Origin of the sequence: Pseudarthrobacter sp. SORGH_AS 212, from assembly GCF_030818145.1 — a bacterium.
Lineage (GTDB): Bacteria > Actinomycetota > Actinomycetes > Actinomycetales > Micrococcaceae > Arthrobacter.
Window position 1 is genome coordinate 112,706 of sequence record NZ_JAUTAA010000001.1, and the last position, 23,348, is coordinate 136,053.

Sequence of the window (23,348 nt, forward strand, 5' to 3'; positions counted from 1 at the left end):
GGTCCATCCCAGGGCCGGCCTCCCCTACCCATCCGTCATCTTCCCGAAGCCCAAGGAGCTGCCATGTTGATGTTTATCCTTCGCCGCCTGGCCTCAGGACTGGTGCTCATGTTCGTTATCTCCACTGCGACGTTCTTCCTCCTGAACCTCACGGGGCAAGACCCCGTCCGTCAGGTTCTGGGTCCCGTAGCCTCAGCCGAACAGGTGGAAACCAAGCGCCAACAACTGGGCCTTGATGAACCGTTGATCACCCAATACTTCCAGTGGCTCGGATCAGCCGTTCGTGGAGATTTGGGCCGGTCCTGGTTCACCAACCAGCCAGTAGGAGAACTACTCTCCCAAACCCTTCCGCCCACCCTTTCCATGGTGATCGGATCACTGATCCTCGCTGCCTGTTTTGGAACCTTGATCGGTGTGACAGCTGCCTTGCGGCGAGGACGACTCGACCGTGGCCTGCAGGTGGTATCCACCCTGGTCCAGGCAATTCCCGGCTTCCTGGTAGCCCTGGTCCTGGCTTTGGTTTTCGCAGTCCAACTGCGCATGTTTCCGGCTACCGGATTCACTGCTTTCGCGGCTTCTCCCGGCAAGTGGCTCGCATCCATCTCACTCCCGGTCATTGCGTTGGCATTAGGCTCCCTGGCCTCCATCGCTTTGCAGGTCCGGGGGTCCATGATCGATGTGATGCAGCAGGACTTTGTTCGAACACTGCGCAGCCGTGGCCTCCCCGAGCGAAGCGTCGTGGTGAAGCATGCCTTGCGCAGCGCCGCCGGACCAAGCCTCACAACGGTATCCCTGATGTTCATCGTGGCCATCTCCAGCTCAGTGATCGTTGAGAAAGTCTTCAATATCCCCGGAATCGGCACCCAGGCCAATACCTCAGCCGGCCGTGGCGACCTGCCCGTGGTGCTCGGAATCGTCCTTGTCACGGTGGTGCTCGTCGTCGTCGTGAATCTCCTCGTCGATCTGGCGCAAGGCTGGATCAATCCGAAAGTTCGTGTCTCATGACCGATAACCTTGTCACCGGCACCCGCAAGTCGCTTGAAGTGGTTAGCTCCGCACCCCAAGGCGACAAACTGATCAAGAAGTTCCTTCGTGAACCGGCGGCAGTGATCTCGCTCGTGTTCCTCGCGTTGCTCGTTGTGGTGGCGGTCCTCGCACCCTTGATCTCCTCTTACGACCCCACTGCCACCCGCCTCGCCGATGTCCTCGCACCGCCTTTCACGGCTGAACATCCGCTGGGCGCAGATGGAGTGGGCCGCGACGTGCTGGCGAACCTCGTCTACGGCGCCCAAACCAGCCTTTCCAGTGCCGCGATTGTCATTGCGGTGAGCCTGCTGATTGGAGTACCGACCGGGCTCCTGGCGGGTTACCGCCAGGGCTGGATCGACGGCGTCAGCATGTGGATCAGCGGCGCCCTGCTGTCACTGCCGGCAATAGTTGTGCTCCTTGTGGTTTTGGCCCGTGTAGGACGCAGCACCTCACTTGCACTGGTGGTCTTCGGCATATTGATCGCCCCCTCGGTGTTCCTGCTCATCCGCGGCTCGGTCCGGGCGGTGCGGGAAGAGTTGTACGTGGACGCAGCCCGGGTCTCCGGCTTGAGCGATATCCGCATCATGGTCCGCCACATCCTTCCTGTAGTCATCACGCCCACCATCATTCAAGCCGCACTGCTGGCAGGTGCCGGCATTGGAATCGAGGCAGGCATCGCCTTCCTCGGTCTTGGTTCTTCCGACAAAGCCAGCTGGGGCCTGATGCTCAATGACGCATCGCAAAACATCTTCAACGCGCCCGGGCTGCTCATCTGGCCAAGCGCTGCACTGGTGTTGACGGTCATGGCCTGCACCTTGGTGGGAAACGGCTTCCGCGACGCCCTGGCGAACTACGGATCATCTGCCGGCCCCGCCAGGAAAGTAAAAGCTGCCGAGCACGCCAGTTCAACTCCTGAACCTGCACGGCCTATGAAGAAGGCGCCTGTGGATCCAGGAGACGCACTTCTGGTCATCGACGATCTCCGGGTTTCCTACCCCCGCCCCAACGGTGAGAAGTCCGACGTCGTCAAAGGCATTTCCTTGAGGGTGGAGCGCGGCCAGATCGTTGGCCTGGTGGGAGAATCAGGCTCGGGTAAGTCGCAGACCGCCTTCTCGGTCTTGGGACTCTTGCCCGGGCAAGCCCACATGACTGCGGGAACCTTGAGTTTCGCCGGAGTGGATCTGCTCGGGATGACTCCCAAAGAGCGAAATGGACTACGAGGCGCCCGGATCGGTTATATCCCCCAGGAGCCCATGAGTAACCTCGATCCCGCCTTCCGCATCGGGTCCCAACTCACGGAGCCAATGCGACACCACTTGGGAATCTCGGCAAAGACCGCAAAAGAGGAAGCCCTCAAACTCCTCGCCCGCGTAGGCATTCCTGATCCGGAGCGGGTCTTCAAGTCCTACCCGCATCAGGTCTCAGGCGGAATGGCGCAGCGCGTACTCATTGCCGGAGCCGTTTCCTGCAATCCGGAACTGCTCATTGCCGACGAACCCACCACCGCTCTGGACGTCACGGTTCAGGCCGACGTGCTGGATCTCATTCGCAGCCTTCAGGCGGAACGCGGCATGGGTGTGGTCCTGGTGACCCACAACTTCGGCGTCGTCGCGGATCTGTGCGATCAAGTGGCCGTGATGCGCAACGGAGAAATTGTGGAAGTAGCTGAGGTCACTGAGTTGTTCACCAACCCCCGGGAAGAGTACACACGGCTCCTCTTGGACTCTGCCCTCGATTCGACCTCGAAAACGCCGGCCGACCACCCTGTCGAGGCCGACATGACCACCGAGACAGAAGGTGCACGATGACTTCCGTCAACCAGACCGCCTTGCCGGAAGCAGAACCCCTCCTGCGGATCACCGACCTGACCGTTGATTACAGGATTGGCGGATTCGGCAGAAAACGGACATTCCGGGCGTTGCAAGGCGTGAGCCTGGATATCAAACCCGGGGAAACCCTGGGGCTTGTGGGTGAGTCCGGTTCCGGTAAGTCAACCATTGGCCGAGCCGTGCTGGGTCTTGCCCCGGTGACCGGCGGCGACATCCGTTTCGACGGCAGGTCAATCACCAGGCTCAGCAAGAAGGAACGCCGGGCACTCAGCAGCGACGTTCAGGTGGTTTTTCAAGATCCCTACACCTCCCTGAATCCTTCAATGACCATCAGCGACATTTTGTCCGAGCCGATGCAGGTTTCCGGGACGTCCAAGGTTGATGCACAACGACGGGTCCGGGAGCTTCTGGATGTTGTGAACCTGCCCTCCAACGCCAGCACCCGCTATCCTCGCGAGTTCTCCGGTGGCCAACGGCAACGCATCGCAATCGCCCGTTCGTTGTGCCGGAATCCCAAGCTCATAGTGTGTGATGAGCCCGTCAGTGCATTGGACTTGTCCACCCAGGCACGGGTTCTTCAACTTTTCTCCGACATTCAAGAGCAGACCGGGGTTTCGCTCCTTTTTGTCACTCACGATCTGGATGTGGTGCGGCACATCAGCGAGCGCGTCGCAGTGATGCGGCGGGGAGAAATCGTGGAGACGGGCACCACGGAGCGGGTTATTGCCGAGCCGCAACATGCATACACGAAGGCCCTCCTCCTGGCCTCACCTATCGCCAACCCGGCCCGGCAGGCCAACAGGCGCCGGGAACGACGACTTTTCCTTGACGCTCAAGCCGCACTGTCCACAGCTGCCCGCTGAGCAAACCACCAGGGCGTGAAGCCCTCCTTCTACAGACTCCCGGAGAACAGCATGATCACCACAGCAGTACCTTCAGCGCGCCCTTATCCAGCTGTCGTTGACGTCGCAATCATCGGCAGCGGCCCTGCCGGAGCCGCCTATGCCCGGATACTTTCAGAGCTCAGCCCCCAGGCCAGCATTGCCATCTTCGAGGCCGGACCGACCATCAGCGATCCCCCCGGATCCCACGTGAAGAACATCGCAAGCGTGCAGGACCGCGAAGTTGCCCAGCGCCGTTCCGAGGGAAAAGTAAGCGCCGTGCCAAGCGGCGGGAACCTCGCAGAGTATGCACGCGACGTCGCACGCCCGGTGCGGCCCGGGACCTTCCTCCTCGACGACGGTTGGCAGCAGCCCGGCGAGACCGGACTGCCGGGCCTTGCATTCTCCAGCAATGTTGGCGGTATGGCTGCGCACTGGACCGGCGCGTGCCCGCGTCCTGGCGGAAGCGAACGTATTGCGTTCCTTCCGAACATGGACGAGCTTCTGAGCGAGGCCGAACGCCTCCTCTCGGTCAGCTCAGAGGCCTTGGCTGGTGCTCCCCTGGCCGACCTCGTCCGCTCGCGTTTGTCGGCGGCGCTCGACGACGGACGCGCACCTGACCGGCGTGTTCAGCCCATGCCGCTGGCGGTCCGCCGCACTGACGACGGTCGCTTCATCTGGTCTGGAGCTGACGTGGTGTTCGGTGACGAGACGCGGAACAACCCCCGGGCCCGCCTGTTCGACGAAAGCGTGGTTGTGCGGGTACTGACCGACGGAGACGAGGTCAGCGGTGTGCGGGTGCGCGACGACAAGTCAGGAGACGAGCATGAAATTGCGGCCAGGTACGTCGTAGTTGCCGCCGATGCCCTCCGCGGTCCGCAGCTGCTGTTCGCATCCGGTATCCGCCCCGAAGCACTCGGCCGGTACCTAAACGACCAGCCTCAGATTGTCCACGCTGTCCGGTTGACCGGTGTCGTGGATGATGTTCCCGCTGCCTCATCAAGCGACACCACCATCACCGCCCAAAGCGGGGTCAGCTGGGTGCCCTTCACCGATGAGCAGCCTTTTCATGGGCAGGTCATGCAACTGGACGCATCACCGGTGCCCATCTCAGGGGATGTCATCCCTGGTTCGATCGTGGGCCTGGGGTGGTTCTGCGCCAAGGACCTCCAAGCCTCAGACCGCGTTGTCTTCTCCGAAAACACCACGGACGCCTACGGGTTGCCAGCCATGAATATCCACTACACCTTCACCGAACGCGACGAGCAGACACTGTCCGCAGCACGCCAATCGGTGGTTGCCGCCGCCCGGTCCTTGGGCGAGCCACTGGGCGATCAACCGCTCACTTTCCCTGCCGGCGCCTCACTCCACTACCAAGGCACCCTTCGGATGGGGACATCCAATGACGGAACCGCTGTATGTGATCCCGCCGGACAGGTGTGGGACGTCAGGGGGTTGTTCGTTGCCGGCAACGGTGTCATCCCCACCCCTACAGCCTGCAACCCCACGTTGACCGGGGTGGCCCTGGCCGTCGCCGGGGCCCGCCAGATCGCCGAATCAATCAACTCCACGTCCACAGAGAAGTGAGGAAAACATGGTCCTCGAACGAGAACTGATCCAAAGCCGGGGCTTTCGCAACGTCCACGAGGGAACCGAAACTGTCGGCTTCGAGATAGCCCTGCGCATGCCGAACTACCGAGGTGTCTGGGCAAGCCTCATCGACGGGGTCGCTGTCACCGTAGATGGTCAGGCATGGAGCCGGGAAGTACCGCGCTGGACGCTCCAGGGACGCACTTTCAGCATCCAGGAGCTGCGCCAGTCCACCGATGTCCGCTGGCAGCTCGATGAAGTGGCCACCGTCATGGTGCCGCTCCCAGGCGGCCTGGCGGTAGGTGTCCACGACGTCCGCGTTGATATTGCGCTGCACGCACCCTACATTCCGGCTGAATTCCAACCGTCAATTTTCACGTCCCAGCGAAAGGTCACGGTCCTCGCATGAGCAACCTCAAGTACGGCGTCTCCCTCTACAGCTACACCGGTGATATCAACACCGTCCTCACCCTCGAAGACGCCATGGCACACATAGCTGACATCGGCGCCACCGGGATTGAGATCCTGGGCGAAGGTCACGTGCCCAACTACCCGGAACCGTCCGCCGCGTGGATTGACCAATGGTTCGGGCTGCTCGAAAAATACCAGCTGGAGCCTACCAATTACGGGTCGTGGATCGACTCGAGCATGTGGCGTGACCGCGACCTCACCGCAGATGAGGGCGCTGTAATGCTGGCCCGCGATCTTCGGCTGGCCCATCGTCTTGGATTCACCTCAATCCGCCCCAAGATCGGTGTAGTGTCCATGGACCTGCGCCCCCACCCGATCTGGGAGGAAGTGATTGAGCGCAACCTCGATCTCGCGGCCGAACTGAACCTCATTATTTGCCCGGAAATCCATGCGCCCACTCCCATCAAGCACCCGGTGGTGGACGAGTTCATCGCGTTCATCGAGCGAACCGGATCGAAGAACTTCCGCCTGCTCATCGACACCGGTATCTTCCAAAGGGCGATCACCACCGCCAAGCATGACGGCCTCAGCGAAGAAGCCCAGGAAGAAGGATGGCGTAAACCCCTTGCCGTTCCCATGTCGGACCTGGCGGATGTTCTCCCCTACGTGTCGTTTATTCAGGCGAAATTCTTCGACATCGACGATGACCTGGTTGACGGCCAGATTCCTTGGCGCGAGATCCTTCAGACCCTGAAGGAGAACGGATGGTCCGGTTACCTGTCCAGTGAATACGAAGGCGATCGGCTGCCTTACCGATCCATTGAGCAGGTCCGCCGGCAGCATGCGCTTCTGCACAGCCTGGAGGCCGAGATCGCCGGGACGCAGTGACCGAAGTACGCAACCACAGCCGCAGCAACAGCAACACAGGCCGGATCTCTCCCACCCGGCTCCGGCTCCTCATGGCAGCGCTCCTGGCGGTGTCATTTCTTGGAGCCCTCGATCACACCATCGTTTCGACGTCCTTGGCCACTGTCGCCGGCGAACTCGGAGCCCTCCAGCACATGAGCTGGGTGGTAGTGGGATACACGCTCGCCAGTACTGTCCTGCTCCCGGTACTCGGAGGGCTGGGCGATCGGGTCGGTCCGCGGATGGTCTTCCTCATTGCGCTGATCGGCTTTGTTGCAGCGTCCTTCGTGTGTGGCCTCGCGCATGACATGACCCAGCTCGTCGTCGCCCGGGTCCTCCAGGGCATGAGCGCCGCGGGTCTTCAGCTGATGTCGCAGACGATCGTTGCCGAGGTCACCACGCCGAGGCAACGTCCTGCGTACCTCTCACTGATCGGCGCAGCCTTCCCGGTGGCAATTCTGATCGGGCCGCTCCTCGGGGGCCTGATCACGGATCATTGGGGATGGCCCTGGGTGTTTTGGATCAACGTCCCGGTGGGGCTTGCCGCACTTCTCCTGGCCGTCGTGGCCGTTCCACACATCGAACCGGCGGGCAAGAAACGGTTCGACGTCGTTGGAGCGGTGCTGCTCACCGCTGTCCTTGTGGCGGTGGTGCTGGCAGTTGCGTGGTTCAGCTCCGGAAACTCCGCAGCGTGGATCGCCCTTGGAGCAGGCGTAGCAGCGCTAGGCGGGCTCGTCGTCGTCGAGCGCGGTCAACAGAACCCCATCATCCCGGTTCACTTGTTCCGCAACCGCACGTTCAGTGCAGGCGTGGGACTCTCAGCAGTCATGGGTGCGGGGCTTATCTCAGCCACGGCGTACCTGCCAACGTATTTCCAGATGGCCTATGGAGTCAGCGCCACCATCTCAGGACTGGTTCCCATCGCCACTGTGCTGGGAATGTTGGTGGGCAATCTCGTGACGGGCTGGCTCGCGTCGCGAACGGGCCGCTACCGCGCGTTTCCCATAGTCGGAACAGTGATGGGAGCACTCGGACTCGGAGCCATGTTCCTGCTCCCGCGGGGCGCGCCGCTGTGGGTCCCGGCGCTGATCATGGCGTTCGTGGGCCTCGGCACGGGAGCGTTCATGAGCCTCGCCATTGCGATCGTGCAAGGTGCTGCACCACGCAGTGAACTCGGCGCCGCAACCGCAACCGCGGGACTCAGCGGGCAGATCGGATCCACCGTAGGATCAGCGGTAGTAGGCGGCGTGGTGGGGTTCGGCGTCGCATCGCTCTTGCCAACCGGGCTCGATTCCCAAACTCTGACGCCTGCCTTGGTCCACGCCGCCGACCCCGCGATGCAAGCCGAGATCGCAGCGATCTACCACGACGTCTTTTCTCCCGTTTTTCTTGCCCTGGCCGGCGTCTACACCCTGGGTTTCATTGCAGCGTTGCTGCTGCCCGATGGCCGCCTTTCCGATGATGCCGCGGTCCCTGCAGATGACTCTGCCGACTCTGCCGCCCTGGACGGCTCTGCCGACCTGGCTCTGCAGGGAAAGGATTAACGTGCGCGGCAAAACCATTGTGAGATGGGGGCTCGCCGGTACGGGAACCATTGCCCGTGAATTCGCGCAGACCATTGCTGAAGTCCCCTCTGCCTTCCTCGCTGCTGCAGCGTCCCGGACCGTGGCGGCCTCAGGCAAGTTCTGTTCCGATTTCGGCATCCCAACCCAGCACTCGTCCTTTCAGGATCTTGCCCATGACCCCACCATTGACGCGGTGTACGTTTCCACCCCTGCCGGATTGCATCATGAGCATGCCAGGCAATTCCTGGAGGCGGGTAAACACGTCCTGGTGGAGAAGCCCTTTACCGCCACCCACGCCGAGGCCCTTGATCTGGCCCGAACCGCCAAGCGAGCCGGGACAGTGCTGATGGAGGCCATGTGGTCCCGGTTCCTGCCTGCCTACGTTGAGCTGAAGCGGCTGGTGGACGATGGTGCAATTGGAGAGGTGCGGAAGGTTGAAGCGTCCTTCGGTTTCCCGATTCCGGAGGCTGGGCCGAGGGCGCGGCCGCAGTTGTACGATCCCGCCTTGGGCGGCGGAAGCCTCCTGGAGATGGGCGTTTACCCTGTACAACTGTCGCACTGGCTTCTGGGCGATGAACCGGCCGTCGCCGCGTTCGGCCGCAGCAGCACCAGCGGGGTGGACCTGGACACCACGGCGCTTCTTTCCTTTGGTGACGGCGCAACCGGATACATCAGCTCATCAATGTCCACAGTGCTTCCCAACAACGCACGGATACTGGGAACCGAAGGCCTCATTGAACTGCCGGCCCCGCACCATTGCCCCAACGAGCTGACTGTTTCACGCTACAACCCCTCGGGGCCGGGATTTCAGCAGTCCCACATCATTCAGGCGCCCATTGTTGGCGGCGGACTCAGGTACGAAATTCTCGAGTTCCACGCGCTGCTCGAATCCGGTAGCCCGCAGAGTTCCGTGATGCCCTTGGGCGACTCTCTGGCCATCATGCGCACACTGGACCTCATAAGGCACCAGGTCCACAAACCTTCCCAGGAGGATCTTCACCGTGAAAGCTAAAGTACAGCCGGAGCAGATAGTGGCCTCCATGACCTATGCGCAGAAACTGGCACAGCTTCAGATCGTCTGGAGGCCCGGACTCTGCGGAAGCGGGAAGCCTGGCCCGAAACGGTGCGGGAGCATTGTTCTGGCCCGCCTCAGCCCAGGCCACCAACGCGCTTCAGCGGATCGCCGTCGAAGAAAGCCCGCACGGCGTCCCCCTCCTGATCGGCCTTGACGTGGTCCACGGCCAGTTCACGATCTTTCCCACTCCTCTGGCACAAGCGGCCAGCTTCGATCCGGAGGTGGCAAGGGCCGACGCCCGGCTCTCTGCCAAGGAAGCCCGGTCCAATGGAGTGAACTGGACCTTTTCGCCCATGATCGATGTGTCACGGGACCCCCGATGGGGGCGCGTAGTGGAAGGATTTGGCGAGGACCCCTACCTCAACGCCGTCTTCGGGGAGGCCAAGATCCGCGGCTACCAGGGCGATAATCTTTCCTCCAACGCATCCATTGCCGCCTGCGCAAAGCACTTTGTTGGCTACAGTGCCGCCGAAGGAGGACGCGACTACAACACCACGGACATCTCGGTCCAGCGGCTCCACAATGTGTATCTGGAACCCTTCAGGGCGGCGGTCGCAGCACGAGTCGCCAGTGTCATGGCAAGCTTCAACGCAGTCTCAGGCGTACCCATGCACGCCAACCGGGAGCTGCTCACCGATGTCCTGAAGAACGAGTGGGGACATGACGGGATCGTGGTGGCAGACGCCGATGGCGTGGGCGAGCTTGTGGACCATGGCATCGCGGCCGACACTTCCGACGCCGGGCGCCTGGCACTTTCAGCAGGTCTCGATGTTGAAATGGGCGGCTCTTTGCTGAGCGACGGTGAGCCCATTGTCCGCGAGGAGCTACTGGACTCTGAGCGCTTGGACGACGCCGTACTCCGGGTACTCCGGCTGAAGCAAGCGCTGGGCCTGTTCGAGAACCCGTATGTGGACGAATCCACAGCAGCAACAGACCCAGATGATGCCTCGCTCTCAGCGGCGAGGGATACTGCCGCGCGCTGCGCGGTCCTGCTGAAGAACGACGACGGCGTGTTGCCGGTGAAGCCCTGGCGGCAACGAGTCCTTGTGGTGGGTCCTTACGCTGACAGCAAGGACCACCTTGGAGCCTGGGTACAGTACTTCGCCTCCCCCACCACCACATCCATTGCCGAATCGCTGGCAGAAGCCCTGCCGGAGTCCGTAGTGACCACCTTGCCCGGCGCCACCTTCTTTGGCTCCGATCCCGGCCTTCAGGCTGAAGCAGCTGCTGCCGCCGCTGAGGCGGACCTGGTGATCGTCGCCGTCGGGGAACCCAGTGACCTTTCCGGGGAGGCGAGCTCGCGGAGTTCATTGGACCTGCCCGGAGACCAGGAGAAATTGATCCATGCCATTGCCGGCTCGGGCACCCCCTTTGCCGTGGTCCTGATGACCGGCCGCCCACTGGTGGTCAGCGATTGGATTGATCAATGTCCTGCCCTTCTGGTGGCATGGCATCTGGGCACCGAGGCAGGAAAAGCAATTTCGGATGTCCTCACCGGCGCGGTCAACCCGGGCGGCAAGCTTCCCATGTCTTTCCCGCGCGCTGTGGGTCAAGTCCCCATCTACTACAACCATGAGTCAACGGGGAGGCCTGCCCGCACAGGAGGCTCTCTTGCTGACAAACGGCCGGACGTTGGGCTGACCGGACCCAACAACACTGATGACTATTACAAGTCGAAGTACCTGGACTTGGAGCTGGGTCCGCAATTCGGTTTCGGATACGGGCTTAGCTACACGTCCTTTGAGTTGGAATCATCGCCGGACCAAGCACTTTCGGTCACCTTGGACGAGCTGAGAGCTGGATCCAGGATCTCTTTCACCACGATCGTTCGCAATACCGGAACAAAGGATGGCGACGAAGTGGTCCAGTTGTATATTTCCGATCTGCTGGCCACAGTGACCCGGCCCGTCAGGCAGTTGCGGGGCTTCAGGCGAGTATTCGTACCTGCCGGAGAGGAACGGCGGGTATCGCTGACCATCGGCTGGGATGATCTGGGATTCTGGACCAACGATCACCGTGCCGGATACATCGTGGAGCCAGGCGAGTTCCGGGTGGGGATTGGCAGCGGCCTGACCTCCCGGGAATTCAGCCTGTGGGTCACTCCCAGTTCCCCCTGAAACCAATAAGCCAAGTAGCCCAGCCACCAAGTATTCCGCCCACCAAGTAGTAAGGACCGATCCCCATGCCACACCAGAACCTTCCCCGACTCGAGCGGACGGGCAGCCACGTCAGGCTGATTGTTGAGGAGAAGCCGTTTCTCTGCATCGGAGGCGAACTGCATAATTCCAGTGCATCTGACAGGAGCTATATGTCGCCCATCTGGGAGAAACTGGCAAAGGCGGGGGTCAACACGGTGATCGCTCCTGTGTCCTGGGAACAAACAGAACCGGTTGAAGGACAACTCGATTTTTCGATCGTCGACGGGCTGGTGGAAGACGCACGGTCCACCGGCGTCCGTCTGGTACTGATCTGGTTCGGGGCGTTCAAGAACGCTTTCTCCACCTATGCCCCGCGGCTGGGTTCGCGCTGACCGTGAACGTTTCCCGCGCGCGGACAGGGGCGTCAAACCGTTCAAGACCCCCTTTTCGTATCCCGGATCCATGCCGCGGCCAAGCTTGTCCGTCTTCTCTGACAATCTCTTTGAAGCGGACCGAACCGCCTACACTGCCCTGTTAGCGCATCTGTCCATGGTCGATCCGGACCATACAGTCATCATGGTTCAGGTGGAAAACGAGGTTGGACTGCTGGGTGCAGGAAGAGACCACAGCGCACTGGCCGACGCCGTTTGGAAGGCACCGCTCCCTGGGCATTTGATTGCTGCGGTTTCTCAAGCTCCGGAATCCTTTGACCAGGAGTTTGTGCAGGCCCTTGGCGCGCGCCCGGACAGCAGCAAAAGCTGGGCGGACCACTTCGGAGATGACAACCCCGTTGCCGAAGAGACCTTTATGGCCTGGGGATTTGCATCCTTTGTGGGAGGTTTGGCGGCAGCCGGAAAGGAAGTCCTGCCCCTGCCCACTTACGCAAACGCCTGGATCGGCCCTCAACGGGGACAGGACCTGCCCGGCCAGTACCCAAGCGGCGGACCGACGGCCCGGATGATCCCGGTATGGCGTGCCGCGGCGCCGGCCATCGACTTCCTGGCACCGGATATCTACGTGCCCAATGCAGAGGAGGTCATGCGTCAATACGCCTCCGATTCCAATCCCCTTTTCATCCCCGAAGCACGTTACCGGGCCGGAGATGCGTTCTTGGCCATTGGGGGATTTGGTGGTCTGGGCTACAACGTCTTCGGGGTGGAAGAAGGCCGGGAAGGCAACCAGTTCAGCGCCGCCTGCTCCATCATCACTTCCCTTACTCCAGAGATAGTGGATGCCCAGCGCGACGGCCGTATTTTTGGCTTCGCCCTTGACCCGGAGGAGGAATCCATCAGCACAGAACTGGCGGGTACTTCAATAACGGTTCGAAATTCCAGGAAGCTCCTCGAAGGAATGCTTCTGGATGCAGGCGTTCGTGTTCCCCCGGCGCCCGAACTCCTGGAAGAAACGGTTGCCGCTACCCACGGCCCTACCCCAGGAGACGCCCGTCCCTTTGGAATGGTTCTGGCCATCAGTCCCACCGAGTTCATCGTGGTGGGCCAAGGAGCACAAGTGGACTTCCACAAGCCCGGCTGTGACGTTGAACTGGATTCAGTCAGGGAGCTGGTGGTGACCAATGCCGGGTTTCAGGAAGGGCGATTCCTCAACGGGGACGAACGCCTTGAGATCCTTTCTGACAAGCACATCACAGCCGTGAGGGTCCGCATCCTCACAACCACGAGCTAACAACAACCAGCTCTCAGCAAAGACCCCCGGAATGCCTTGGAGCCATCCCGGCAGGGCCCCTCTTAGGGCGATTTGTCCGGTCCTCCTTGTCGTCTGAATCCAGCCACAGTTGGTCGGCAGCCGATCGAAGGTGCCGTCTGCGGTGCTGGTCGTACGGGACGGAACGACGTTGCCAGCCGAATGCCTGCAAAGGAAGGAAATTCATGAAGACAGAACCACCAGGAAATCAACACGCAAGCCCATTGGGGGTTGCTGCCATCGGCTACGCCTTCATGGGGAAGTCCCATTCGAATGCGTGGCGGAACGTGGCCAGTTTCTTCGATGTCCCGGCCTTCGAGCAGAAAGTGCTCGTGGGCCGGGACGCCACCCAGGTAGCGGAGGCCGCAGCCAAGTACGGTTGGGCCGAGTCGGCCACAGATTGGCGTTCCGTGATTGAGCGGGACGACATCCACATCGTTGATATCTGCGCGCCCGGTTGGATGCACGCCGAAATCGCCATCGCCGCACTGGCCGCCGGCAAACACGTGTTGGTGGAGAAGCCGCTGGCCAACACCCTGGGTGAGGCCGAACTGATGGTGGCCGCAGCCGTTGAAGCGCGTACCCGCGGGGTTCGATCGATGATCGGCTTCAACTACCGCCGCGTTCCCGCCCTCGCCCTGGCCAAGGAACTCATCGCCGAAGGACGGTTAGGCACCATCCGCCACGTCCGCGCCGCCTACCTCCAGGACTGGCTCGCCGACGACCAATCGCCCATGACCTGGCGGCTCCGCAAGGAAACCGCCGGCTCCGGCGCGCTCGGCGACATCGCCTCGCACGCCATCGACCAAATCCAGTACCTGACCGGACAGACCATCCTCGAGGCATCGGGGGTGCTGAAAACGTTCGTGACTCAGCGGCCCGGTCCGGGCGGTTTAGAAGACGTCACTGTAGACGACGCCGCCTGGGCAACGTTTTGGCTCACCGGCGAAATGGGCGCCTCCGTCGAAGCATCCCGCGTCGCGACCGGCCAGAAAAACTCCCTCAAGCTCGAAATCTACGGCACCTCAGGGTCGCTGACATTTGACCTGGAAGCGCTGAACGAGCTGAATTTCCTGGACGCCACCGTGCCTGTTCGTGAGCAGGGTTTCCGCCGGATCCTGGTCAATGAACCCGAACACCCCTACCTCGAAGCGTGGTGGCCGCAGGGTCACATCATCGGTTGGGAACACACTTTCACCCACCAGATCCGAGACTTCCTCACCGCAATTGCGGCCGATGAGTCGCCGTCGCCGTCGTTTGAAGACGGACTGCAGGTCCAACGTGTCCTCGATGCTGTGGAAGCCTCAGCCAGGAACAAGAGCACCATTACCGCTGTCGAAGACAAGTCCCTCGTTTCTGAAGGAGCCTGACCATGCCCCGCCCGTTTACCCTGTTCACCGGCCAGTGGGCCGACCTTCCCCTCGAGGAAGTCGCCAGGCTTGCCTCCGGTTGGGGCTACGACGGCCTCGAAATCGCCGTCTCCGGAGACCACCTGGACGCCTGGCGCGTGGACGAACCCGGCTACGTCGAGTCCAAGCTCGAACTCCTGGACAAGTACAACCTCAAAGTCTGGGCCATCTCCAACCACCTCAAGGGCCAGGCCGTCTGCGATGACCCCATCGACTTCCGCCACGAAGCCATCGTCGGCTCGAAGGTCTGGGGCGACGGGGACCCCGAAGGCGTCCGCCAGCGCGCCGCCGAGGAACTCAAGCACACCGCCCGGCTCGCCCGCGCACTGGGCGTGGACACCGTCGTCGGGTTCACCGGCTCCTCCATCTGGCAGTACGTCGCCATGTTCCCGCCCGTCCCGGAAAAGGTCATCGACGCCGGCTACCAGGACTTCGCCGACCGCTGGAACCCCATCCTGGACGTCTTCGACGACAACGGCGTCCGCTTCGCCCACGAAGTCCACCCCTCCGAGATCGCCTACGACTACTGGACCACCGTCCGCACCCTCGAAGCGATCGGCCACCGCGAAGCGTTCGGCCTGAACTGGGACCCCTCCCACATGATGTGGCAGGGCATCGACCCCGTGTCCTTCATCTGGGACTTCAAGGACCGGATCTACCACGTGGACTGCAAGGACACCAAGATCCGCCAGACCGGCCGGAACACCGTCCTCGGTTCCCACCTGGCCTGGGGCGACCCCCGCCGCGGCTGGGACTTCGTCTCCGCCGGCCGCGGCGACGTCCCCTGGGAAGCGTCCTTCCGGGCGCTGGCCGCCATCGGCTACGACGGGCCCATCTCCGTGGAATGGGAAGACGCCGGCATGGACCGCCTCCACGGCGCCCCCGAAGCCCTCGCAGCCCTCAAAAAATACGACTTCCCCGCCTCCCAGACCAGCTTCGACGCCGCCTTCAGCAGCAAGGACTGAGGCGTGAACCAGAACTGACTCCATTGAAGAGCAGCATTCGATGAGGAATTCTTGTCTCGGGACTCGTCACCGACAAAGTGATCAAGTACGTGATTGAGAACGAGTTTGCCAACTGGCGTCCCAGACGTAGCGTGGACTCAGAAGTATGCGGTTCCCAACCGGGAGGTATCGATGGGCGGGCTCGATGACCTGCTGGCCGGGTCGGCGGACCGGTGGGCGAAGGCGGAACGCCGGGCCGAGGGAGTCGCCGACCTTTGTCTGGGCCGTGCTGTCCGAAATTACTTCACCCTCTATTTGCCCATTGGGGCGGTGGTACTCTTCCCCACCGGTGCGAGCCTAGGAATGCTGTCCTTCCCGGACGAAGCCAGCATCACCAACATATTTGGCTTTGGCTGTCTCCTGACCGGCGTCGGCCTTATGATCGGCGGCCTCGTCTCCAACCCAAAGTCCTCGAGACTGCTGCAACATGGCCACCAGCGACGTTACTCTGTCCCTCCGCGACGACGAACGGAAGGCTGTACGCCGGCAGATCCTCGGCAGGGCGGCCACGACCCCGGACCACATGAACGTCAAACATGCCGCAGCCGTCCAAGCCAGAAAGGGACTCGCTACCCAACTCGTCTGGCCGCGATCTCGATGACTCCGCCGTCTGATTCGACACTGACGACCTGGAAACCGGGCGGCACGTGATGCTTATTGTCGTCAGGATCCGCATACCGCGGAGCTGAAACGGCGCCAAGCCCGGTCAGGGCCTTGCTCCGGCCGGTTGGCACAAGATCTTCGTAGACGGCTGGTTGGAAGTCGATCCGGCCCGGCCCCGGATCTGCGATGCCCATCTGCCAGACGGTGCTTAGGGAACCGGGCCTCGCATAGGGATACCGCAGGAACATGAGCGCCTGCCCTCGCTCGTCGAGTCTGGCGTCGGTCTTCCGGAACCGCCTCTGCGCGAACCATGTCATTGATGCGACCGCCAGTCCGTAGAAGATGCCATTGACCGCTGCAAAGCCCGCGTTGCGTCCCAGAATGAGGCTGACGCCCAGCCAGAGGAAACCAGTGGTGACCCCGACCAGGACGGCGTGCAGAATAGGGTGGCTTCCGGCCCACTCTCTCCAGGCCGACCAACCGCCCCGCGGTGTCCCCCCGACAGCTGCCGGCTTGTTCATAACCGGCCGCGCCCCGGGTAAGGCTGAATCCTCATAGTCCGATCCAAGCGGCGAGATGCAGGTCAGGCAAGGGGTTCGACAATCCTTGGTCAACCCTTCAACAACCCGGTTCTTTCCTCTAGTAGTCGATGGCTTTCCGGTCCATGAATTTCAGTGCGGCGAGGCGGGCTTCCACTTCGGACTGCTCCCCGAGGTCTTCGAGGGAGGCGAACTGGGCGTCCAGGGAGGAGGCGGCGAGTTCCTGCTGGCCGCGGACGGTTGCTTCCTGGCGGCGGATGTTCTCCTCGTACCGGCCAATGGCCGACGTTGGGTCTCCGGTGTCCAGGGCCCTGAGGGCGTCGTTCACCTGGGTCTGCGTGGCGGCGACCCGGGCCCGGTTGACCAGCTCGTTGCGTTTGGCGGTCAGTTCCCCGAGCTTGCCGCGCATCTGGTCCAGGCCGCTCTTGAGCTTATCGACGACCTCGTTCTGGGCGGCCAGACCAGGCGCCTGGGCCCTGGCTGTGGTCTCGGCGGTCATCTGCCGCTGAAGAGCCAGCCGGGCGAGGGCATCGAACTTATCCGCGTCACTGCTATTGCCCGCGGTCCGGAACTCGTCGGCCTTCCGGGACGCTGCGACCGCCTTGTTGCCCCAGGAGGTGGACTCGTCGACAGCCCGGTTGTGGTCGTCCTCGGCCATCCGGAGGTTGCCGATCGTCTGCGCGATCGCGGCCTCGGCTTCACGGATGTTGTTCGAGTAGTCGCGGACCATCTGGTCCAGCATCTTCTGCGGGTCTTCCGCGGAGTCCAGGAGGGCGTTCAGGTTGGCCTTGGCCAGCTGGGCAACGCGGGCGAAAATACTCTGCTTCACGGAGGTCTTTCTATCGGTGGTTGCCTTCGCATTCTATGCGTCCGGCAAGGCTGGCCATGACCACAACATCGTATGCGTATTGGAAGACCTGGCGCTTCAAGTTCGATCCTCGCCGTTAGCGGTCTCCTCAATCCAATCGATAGCCTCATCGGGGAACAGGAAGCCTTCGGATTCCCCGTTTCTGCCCCACCATGGGTCCCCCGGTGGCGGCCCACCTGCCTCGACAATCTTTGCAATGACCTCGGGCGGAAGGACATCACCGTTGTTATCGATCAGCCATTGTTGCGTTGTGGGCTCAAGATTTGGCCACCACTGCTGGACGCTCATAGTCAAAGTCTCCCACCGACACGACCTGGGGCCGAAGAATTTCCCACATGCCTGACGAAAGCCATCTTCCGGCTCGTCCCCTGCCCCGGGCGTCCTCGAGCATAACCGGTTCGGGTGCCCGACCGGAGAACGTTGTCCGCGCCAGGCCGCAGCCGATCAGGACCATCAAAGCGAGGACGAGCAGGACCCATGCGGTGCTTCCGGTCCACCGCCTAATATCAGCCGACTCCGGCCTGGTCCAAAGCACTAAGCAGGCCCTCGGCGTCGGCAACGTCGTAGAAGGCCACCGTTTGCCCCAGCCCGAAGCTAACGACATCCATCCCGGTGTTTTGGTACATTCCCAAACCCATTCCGAAAATTCCACCCATGCCCTGAGACCCGAACGCCACGCTGACGTGGCGCCCATCTCTGGACCGATCTACCTTGGTCGCTACCCCGCTGACAGGCGAATCTGAAACGGATCGGTCTCCGATGCAGACGATTGCCCGGCGATCAGAGAGTCCGTACACCGTGCGTAGCTTCCGCCGCTTCTTGACGATGAATCTGCCAAAGATGAAATAGAGACCGACCAGGACGAAGGGTATGCCCCACAGCGCGAAGAAGGGCTGCTGCTTGACGGTGGTGACGACGATGAACGCCCAGAAGATTGCGAAGCCGCCCCAGAGGATGCTGAATGGCACCAGAAAGGCGTCCGCCCCGGTAAAACGGACCTGTGGATCGGGTTGACCCACCCACAGGAGCTTTTCGCCTTGGCGAAGGAGTGGCAGGATCCGGCTTCGGGGATCGTTCATGCCACGAAGTGTTACACAGTATTTGGGAATTATTGCGACGCGCTTACTGACAGCCCTTCAAGATGCCGGCCATGGCATCGTGCTCTGCCTGGGTTACCCAGAGAGTGTATTTGCCCTTGACCGCTGTCTGGCGTGCAACATATTCGCACCGGAAAGCCTTGTTCGGCGGTAGCCACGTTGCGGCGTCTTTGTCGCCTTTGGCGCTGTTGGTGGGGCCGTCGGCCGCCATGAGGTTTTGTGGGTCGTTGGCGAGCTGTTTGCGCTGATCGGCACTCAGCTGTTGTGCACCTTTTTGCCAGGCGTCGCTGAGTGGCACGATGTGGTCGATCTGAACGTCGGAGCTGGTGTTCTGGCCGCGGACGAAGTTGATGGTGGCGCCGGTGTACTTGTCCGCGAGCGTGCCTGTCATGACGACGCAGTCGTGGGTGCCTGCCTTGAACGTTTCGCCGGTCAGATCGCGGGAGAGAATGTCATTGCGGGTATCGCACCCGTTGCGGTCTGTATCGGCCCAGGCAGGTCCGAACTCATCGCGGGTGTAGCCGGCCTTCGGGGCGCGGCCCTTAACTGGGATGCTCTCCAACTGAACAAGAGCCTGGGCGGCTGCACGGCCCATGTCGCCGCCTCCCGGCTGAGTCGCAGAGTTGCTGGGAGCAGAACCGACGCCGTCTATTGCGCGGGCGGCAACGTCGCAGCCAGCAAGAGGACCGGCCAGAAGAAGGGCGGCTGCAGCTGTCAGGACTGGGGCGGTGGAGCGAATGATGTGAGCGGCCCTTCTGTGTTGCTTAGCAAGGTTTCCACGCTATCGTCGGGCATCGCCTACAAACGGCAAGAGGGCATGTCATGCCCGCCACATGCTGGAGTACTTGCCAGAACCGGGCTGTCAGGCGGAGGTCAGTTCGCTGTGGTAAGTCGTACCTTTGACGGTGTGCCTATGAGCCGCTGCTTCGTCAGCGGTCGTCCAGTGATTTATGGAATCCGGCGGAGTCGGGAAGGATCTCACTGAGCTTGGCGATTTCCCGGATGTGTTCTGATGTGAAAATGATTTTTCCTTTGCCCCAGCATGCGTGGGGGAAGCGTCCGCTGGCCGCGCCATCGCGCAGCCAAGACTCCGTGCCGCGCATCAGCGCCGCGGCTCCGGCGGGCCCAAAGAATTCGATGTCCACGGCTTCTCCCAGGAAATGGTGCGGGTTTCTCAGGTTCATGCCCACCGCGAGATTCACCGACATGACCGACGACTCTCGAACGCTATGGTGGTTCAACTCTGCAGACATTGACAGAATGCTCACCTAAAGCCTTTGGAAAGCTGTCACCGAACGCTCAGTGGCGTCAGCACCCACTGGCGATCAGCCACGACGCATGAGTGTGGCGCAGGTCGTGAATCCTTGGATTCTTCGTCAGCCCTGTGCCTGGGCGGTTCGAACGGCAGGCACCCAGTAGTGATGCCAATAGAGCTTGTGGATGATGCGCCGCCCTTGGGCGTCGTGAACACAAGTTCCTTGCCGGGCCTGCTCGCCACCAAAGGGATCAGCAATTCCAACCTTCGTGCTTCGAACGAACTAAGGCTCTAAGTAAAAGTCTCCCGTTTCCGCGACCTGCCGAAGAGCTTTCGGGGGCTCTTAGGATTGCGGGACGACGTTCGTGTCGTTGTTTGGGACACGCCCGGCTGCCCGGAACCGTGCCCGCCGTCTCGAGGACCTGTGACACCACAGGTGTGGTCGCCTCGTCGAGTTATTGAGTGGAGTCTTCTCGAACGACGACGCCTTCGTCTCCGGGGAGTACTTTGCCCTGATCCCGCTCGGCCTGATCCTCAACGTTGAGCTCCCAAGCGTCTCCCGTAGAGCAGACGGCAGTAGCGCCCACTCGGTAGGATTTATCAGCTGCGTTAGTATCGAAGCTTGCGCGAAGGACAGCCCCCCTTCTGCGAAAACGGTCGGGTGTGTCGTTGGATTGACGGTGCGTACAGTCATGCCGAGGGATTTCCAATATTCGGCTACGCGTTTGGCGTCCTCAACATGTTCGGTTTCTTGGGGTTCCGCCACCGCGCACATCTGAATAGGCCGCCGCGGCGGCCAGGCCGAAGCCCTCGCACCCAGCGCCAGAGGGACGCCACCACAAGCCATGCCAACACGTTAAAGCAAAAACCCCCTATGACGAGGGGGTATGCCGTGCCCGAGGTGGGACTCGAACCCACACACCTTTCGATACCGCATTTTGAGTGCGGCGCGTCTGCCAATTCCGCCACTCGGGCGCGGAATACGTGAAGTCCAGCGGGTACGCCCACAGCTGATTGTGAGCAACGCGATCGCTTCACGTACGCGGAATTACTCTACATGCAGATAGGCTGAAGTCCAGAATCGCGCCGCCGTTGCCGCAACTGTACCCATACAGGCCAAGTAACAACCGCGGTGGCACCTAAGATAGTGATGTCCCGCCGTACCCCTCCAAGGAGATCCCGTGACTGAACAGACGGAGTCCAAGCCCACATCCCAGCCGGCGCGCCGCGTCATTGTGGCTGAGGATGAAACCCTCATCCGCCTCGACATCATCGAGATCCTGCGCGGCGAAGGCTACGACGTCATCGGCGAGGCGGACAACGGCGAAAAGGCCGTGCAGCTGGCCGAGGAACTCAAGCCGGACCTGGTCCTGATGGACGTGAAGATGCCCGTCATGGACGGAATTTCCGCTGCGGAGAAGATCGTCAAGGCACGCATCGCGCCCGTCGTGCTGCTGACCGCCTTCAGCCAGAAGGAACTGGTTGAGCGCGCCCGCGACGCCGGCGCCATGGCTTACGTCGTGAAGCCCTTCACGCCAGCGGACCTCATCCCCGCCCTGGAGATCGCGCTCTCCCGCCACGAGGAGATCAAGGCCCTCGAAAGCGAGGTCTCGGACCTGCAGGAGCAGTTCGCCACCCGTAAGCTCGTGGAACGCGCCAAGAGCCTGCTGACCACCAAGATGGGCCTCACCGAGCCCGAGGCTTTCCGCTGGATCCAGAAGACTTCCATGGACCGCCGCCTCAGCATGCGCGAGGTCGCCGAGACCATCATCAACCAGGTCAACTAGTCGGGCCTGGCCCGGAGCGATTACGACGACGGGCCGCGCCAACGCGAAAAGGACCCCTGCCAGCCGGCAGGGGTCCTTTTCCGTTCAGAAGAACTAGGCCTTCTTCTTCTTTTCCGGCCAGGGGCCGAGCTTTTCCTTGTTGCTGGCGACTTCCCCGGCACGTGTGGAGTCGGCGAGGTCGCCCACCTTGTGCACCTTCAGGGAGTTCGTTGAACCCGCCTTTCCGGGAGGGGAACCGGCTGCGATGACCACCAGGTCGCCGTCCTCAACGAGTCCCATGTCCGAGAGGCTGCGGTCCACCTGCGCGGTCATGGCGTCGGTGTGGTCCACCATCTGCACCAGTACCGGCTGGATACCCCAGGTGAGCGCCAGCTGGTTCCAGACCTGCTCCACCGGCGTGAACGCGAAGACCGGCTTGATGGGCCGCAGGCGGGACAGGCGGCGGGCCGAGTCACCGGACTGTGTGAACGCACAGATGTACTTGGCGTCCAACTGGTCGGCGATTTCGACGGCGGCTCGGGTGATGGCGCCGCCACGGGTCTTGGGCTTGGTCCCCAGCGGGGGGACGCGCTCGAGGCCGTGGACCTCAGTGGATTCGATGATCCGCGCCATGGTCTTGACCGTTTCGATCGGGTACTTGCCCACGCTGGTCTCGCCAGACAGCATGACGGCGTCGGCACCATCCAGCACAGCGTTGGCGCAGTCGGAGGCTTCGGCGCGGGTGGGCCGCGGGTTGTCGATCATGGACTCGAGCACCTGTGTGGCCACGATGACCGGCTTGGCCCAGCGGCGGGCCAGTTCGATGGCACGCTTCTGCACGATCGGCACTTCCTCCAGCGGAAGTTCCACGCCGAGGTCGCCACGGGCCACCATGATCGCGTCGAACGCGTCGACGATCTCGGGCAGCTGGTCCACTGCCTGCGGCTTTTCGATCTTGGCGATCACCGGTGCCCGGCGGCCTTCTTCGTCCATGATCTCGTGCACGCGGGTGATGTCGGAGGCGTCCCGGACGAACGAGAGCGCAACGAGGTCCACGCCGCGGCGCAGTGCCCAGCGGAGGTCGTCCTCATCCTTTTCGCTCAGTGCGGGAACGTTGACGGCCACGCCGGGAAGGTTGATGCCCTTGTTGTTGGACACCATGCCGCCCACGGTCACCTCGGCAACGACCTTCACGTTGTCGACCTCGATGGCACGAAGCGCCACCTTGCCGTCGTCGATCAGCAGGGCGTCGCCCACCTTGACGTCTTCGGTCAGGGTCTTCAGCGTCGTGGAGCAGATCTCCTGCGTACCGGGGACGTCTTCGGTGGTGATCGTGAAGATGTCACCAACAGCCAAGGCGTGCGGGCCGTCAACGAAGCGGCCCAGCCGGATCTTGGGACCCTGCAGGTCGGCCATGATGGCCACAGGCTTACCCAGGTCCGCGGCGGCCTTGCGGACGTTCTCGTAGGTGTTGTCGTGCACGGTGTAGTCGCCGTGGCTCATGTTCATGCGGGCAACGTCAACGCCGGCTTCCAGCACCGCGAGGGTGTTCTCGTAACTGGCGATGGCCGGACCGAATGTCGCCACAATTTTTGCGCGTCTCATATACCTACCCTATTGGTCACTTGCATTGGTTAAGTTGTCGTGGAGGTGAACCCTCCATGCACCGCTGGAGGACGGCG

Annotated in this window: 21 protein-coding genes and 1 tRNA gene; 14 read left to right on the plus strand and 8 right to left on the minus strand. The window is 62.1% G+C overall.

Annotation, left to right across the window (positions count from 1 at the left end; translation table 11 throughout):
* Positions 1-63: 63 nt before the first annotated feature.
* From QE394_RS00490 to QE394_RS00550, 13 genes are all read left to right on the plus strand, one after another.
* A complete protein-coding gene (locus QE394_RS00490) occupies positions 64-1,005 on the plus strand; it encodes an ABC transporter permease (protein ID WP_056078680.1) in 942 nt (313 codons plus the stop codon).
* Positions 1,002-2,837, plus strand: a complete 1,836-nt coding sequence (locus QE394_RS00495; RefSeq protein WP_056078679.1) for a dipeptide/oligopeptide/nickel ABC transporter permease/ATP-binding protein — start codon at positions 1,002-1,004, stop codon at positions 2,835-2,837. Before QE394_RS00490 ends, QE394_RS00495 begins: the two co-directional genes overlap by 4 nt.
* Entirely contained in the window at positions 2,834-3,721 is an 888-nt protein-coding gene (locus QE394_RS00500; protein WP_349033485.1) for an ATP-binding cassette domain-containing protein, read from the plus strand. Before QE394_RS00495 ends, QE394_RS00500 begins: the two co-directional genes overlap by 4 nt.
* Positions 3,722-3,772: 51 nt before the next feature.
* Positions 3,773-5,326, plus strand: coding sequence for a GMC oxidoreductase (locus QE394_RS00505; RefSeq protein WP_349033486.1), 1,554 nt, complete (start codon positions 3,773-3,775; stop codon positions 5,324-5,326).
* 7 nt (positions 5,327-5,333) lie between these two features.
* Positions 5,334-5,738 carry a DUF6379 domain-containing protein gene (locus QE394_RS00510; RefSeq protein ID WP_056078670.1) on the plus strand — a complete coding sequence of 135 codons (405 nt, stop codon included), beginning with the start codon at positions 5,334-5,336 and terminating at the stop codon, positions 5,736-5,738.
* Positions 5,735-6,628 carry a TIM barrel protein gene (locus tag QE394_RS00515; protein WP_349033487.1) on the plus strand — a complete coding sequence of 298 codons (894 nt, stop codon included), beginning with the start codon at positions 5,735-5,737 and terminating at the stop codon, positions 6,626-6,628. Before QE394_RS00510 ends, QE394_RS00515 begins: the two co-directional genes overlap by 4 nt.
* Positions 6,625-8,190, plus strand: a complete 1,566-nt coding sequence (locus QE394_RS00520; protein ID WP_349033488.1) for an MDR family MFS transporter — start codon at positions 6,625-6,627, stop codon at positions 8,188-8,190. The genes QE394_RS00515 and QE394_RS00520 overlap by 4 nt, the downstream gene beginning before the upstream one ends.
* A gap of 1 nt (position 8,191) precedes the next feature.
* Positions 8,192-9,223, plus strand: coding sequence for a Gfo/Idh/MocA family oxidoreductase (locus QE394_RS00525; protein WP_349033489.1), 1,032 nt, complete (start codon positions 8,192-8,194; stop codon positions 9,221-9,223).
* 122 nt (positions 9,224-9,345) lie between these two features.
* Positions 9,346-11,403 (plus strand): glycoside hydrolase family 3 N-terminal domain-containing protein, encoded by a 2,058-nt coding sequence (locus QE394_RS00530; RefSeq protein WP_349033490.1) that lies wholly within the window; start codon positions 9,346-9,348, stop codon positions 11,401-11,403.
* A 65-nt stretch (positions 11,404-11,468) separates the two neighbouring features.
* Complete coding sequence (locus QE394_RS00535; RefSeq protein ID WP_349033491.1) at positions 11,469-11,816, plus strand: beta-galactosidase; 348 nt, start codon at positions 11,469-11,471, stop codon at positions 11,814-11,816.
* A gap of 157 nt (positions 11,817-11,973) precedes the next feature.
* Positions 11,974-13,107, plus strand: a complete 1,134-nt coding sequence (locus QE394_RS00540) for a DUF5597 domain-containing protein (protein WP_349033492.1) — start codon at positions 11,974-11,976, stop codon at positions 13,105-13,107.
* Between the two features lie 203 nt (positions 13,108-13,310).
* The gene (locus QE394_RS00545) at positions 13,311-14,495 is read left to right on the plus strand and encodes a Gfo/Idh/MocA family oxidoreductase (RefSeq protein WP_261620375.1); all 1,185 of its coding nucleotides are present in this window, start codon (positions 13,311-13,313) and stop codon (positions 14,493-14,495) included.
* A 2-nt stretch (positions 14,496-14,497) separates the two neighbouring features.
* Positions 14,498-15,499, plus strand: a complete 1,002-nt coding sequence (locus QE394_RS00550; protein WP_349033493.1) for a sugar phosphate isomerase/epimerase — start codon at positions 14,498-14,500, stop codon at positions 15,497-15,499.
* Between the two features lie 608 nt (positions 15,500-16,107).
* Here QE394_RS00550 and QE394_RS00555 read toward each other — a convergent pair.
* The 7 genes from QE394_RS00555 to QE394_RS00585 all read right to left on the minus strand — a co-directional run bounded on the left by QE394_RS00555 (position 16,108) and on the right by QE394_RS00585 (position 20,875).
* Positions 16,108-16,662 (minus strand): hypothetical protein, encoded by a 555-nt coding sequence (locus tag QE394_RS00555; protein ID WP_349033494.1) that lies wholly within the window; start codon positions 16,660-16,662, stop codon positions 16,108-16,110.
* Between the two features lie 118 nt (positions 16,663-16,780).
* A complete protein-coding gene (locus QE394_RS00560; protein ID WP_349033495.1) occupies positions 16,781-17,509 on the minus strand; it encodes a PspA/IM30 family protein in 729 nt (242 codons plus the stop codon).
* Positions 17,510-17,605: 96 nt separating this feature from the next.
* Positions 17,606-17,836 carry a hypothetical protein gene (locus tag QE394_RS00565; RefSeq protein ID WP_091719680.1) on the minus strand — a complete coding sequence of 77 codons (231 nt, stop codon included), beginning with the start codon at positions 17,834-17,836 and terminating at the stop codon, positions 17,606-17,608.
* 218 nt (positions 17,837-18,054) lie between these two features.
* Positions 18,055-18,627, minus strand: a complete 573-nt coding sequence (locus QE394_RS00570; protein WP_349033496.1) for a hypothetical protein — start codon at positions 18,625-18,627, stop codon at positions 18,055-18,057.
* Between the two features lie 43 nt (positions 18,628-18,670).
* Entirely contained in the window at positions 18,671-19,240 is a 570-nt protein-coding gene (locus QE394_RS00575) for an HNH endonuclease family protein (protein WP_349033497.1), read from the minus strand.
* 334 nt (positions 19,241-19,574) lie between these two features.
* Positions 19,575-19,913: a hypothetical protein gene (locus QE394_RS00580; RefSeq protein ID WP_349033498.1), complete on the minus strand. Its 339-nt coding sequence runs from the start codon at positions 19,911-19,913 to the stop codon at positions 19,575-19,577.
* Between the two features lie 880 nt (positions 19,914-20,793).
* Positions 20,794-20,875, minus strand: a tRNA-Leu gene (locus QE394_RS00585).
* Between the two features lie 206 nt (positions 20,876-21,081).
* On the opposite strand from QE394_RS00585, the gene QE394_RS00590 reads away from it, so the two are divergent.
* A complete protein-coding gene (locus tag QE394_RS00590) occupies positions 21,082-21,687 on the plus strand; it encodes a response regulator (protein ID WP_013600767.1) in 606 nt (201 codons plus the stop codon).
* A gap of 93 nt (positions 21,688-21,780) precedes the next feature.
* On the opposite strand, the gene pyk is transcribed toward QE394_RS00590, so the two are convergent.
* Positions 21,781-23,271, minus strand: a complete 1,491-nt coding sequence (gene pyk / locus QE394_RS00595) for a pyruvate kinase (RefSeq protein ID WP_349033499.1) — start codon at positions 23,269-23,271, stop codon at positions 21,781-21,783.
* Positions 23,272-23,348: the final 77 nt, after the last annotated feature.

Bases quoted from the DNA above. Each gene is read 5' to 3' on its own strand.
- QE394_RS00490 (WP_056078680.1), top strand. From the start codon at position 64: ATGTTGATGTTTATCCTTCGCCGCCTGGCCTCAGGACTGGTGCTCATG.
- QE394_RS00495 (WP_056078679.1), top strand. From the start codon at position 1,002: ATGACCGATAACCTTGTCACCGGCACCCGCAAGTCGCTTGAAGTGGTT.
- QE394_RS00500 (WP_349033485.1), top strand. From the start codon at position 2,834: ATGACTTCCGTCAACCAGACCGCCTTGCCGGAAGCAGAACCCCTCCTG.
- QE394_RS00505 (WP_349033486.1), top strand. From the start codon at position 3,773: ATGATCACCACAGCAGTACCTTCAGCGCGCCCTTATCCAGCTGTCGTT.
- QE394_RS00510 (WP_056078670.1), top strand. From the start codon at position 5,334: ATGGTCCTCGAACGAGAACTGATCCAAAGCCGGGGCTTTCGCAACGTC.
- QE394_RS00515 (WP_349033487.1), top strand. From the start codon at position 5,735: ATGAGCAACCTCAAGTACGGCGTCTCCCTCTACAGCTACACCGGTGAT.
- QE394_RS00535 (WP_349033491.1), top strand. From the start codon at position 11,469: ATGCCACACCAGAACCTTCCCCGACTCGAGCGGACGGGCAGCCACGTC.
- QE394_RS00540 (WP_349033492.1), top strand. From the start codon at position 11,974: ATGGTCGATCCGGACCATACAGTCATCATGGTTCAGGTGGAAAACGAG.
- QE394_RS00545 (WP_261620375.1), top strand. From the start codon at position 13,311: ATGAAGACAGAACCACCAGGAAATCAACACGCAAGCCCATTGGGGGTT.
- QE394_RS00550 (WP_349033493.1), top strand. From the start codon at position 14,498: ATGCCCCGCCCGTTTACCCTGTTCACCGGCCAGTGGGCCGACCTTCCC.
- QE394_RS00555 (WP_349033494.1), bottom strand. From the start codon at position 16,662: ATGAACAAGCCGGCAGCTGTCGGGGGGACACCGCGGGGCGGTTGGTCG.
- QE394_RS00565 (WP_091719680.1), bottom strand. From the start codon at position 17,836: ATGAGCGTCCAGCAGTGGTGGCCAAATCTTGAGCCCACAACGCAACAA.
- QE394_RS00570 (WP_349033496.1), bottom strand. From the start codon at position 18,627: ATGAACGATCCCCGAAGCCGGATCCTGCCACTCCTTCGCCAAGGCGAA.
- QE394_RS00575 (WP_349033497.1), bottom strand. From the start codon at position 19,240: ATGGGCCGTGCAGCCGCCCAGGCTCTTGTTCAGTTGGAGAGCATCCCA.
- pyk (WP_349033499.1), bottom strand. From the start codon at position 23,271: ATGAGACGCGCAAAAATTGTGGCGACATTCGGTCCGGCCATCGCCAGT.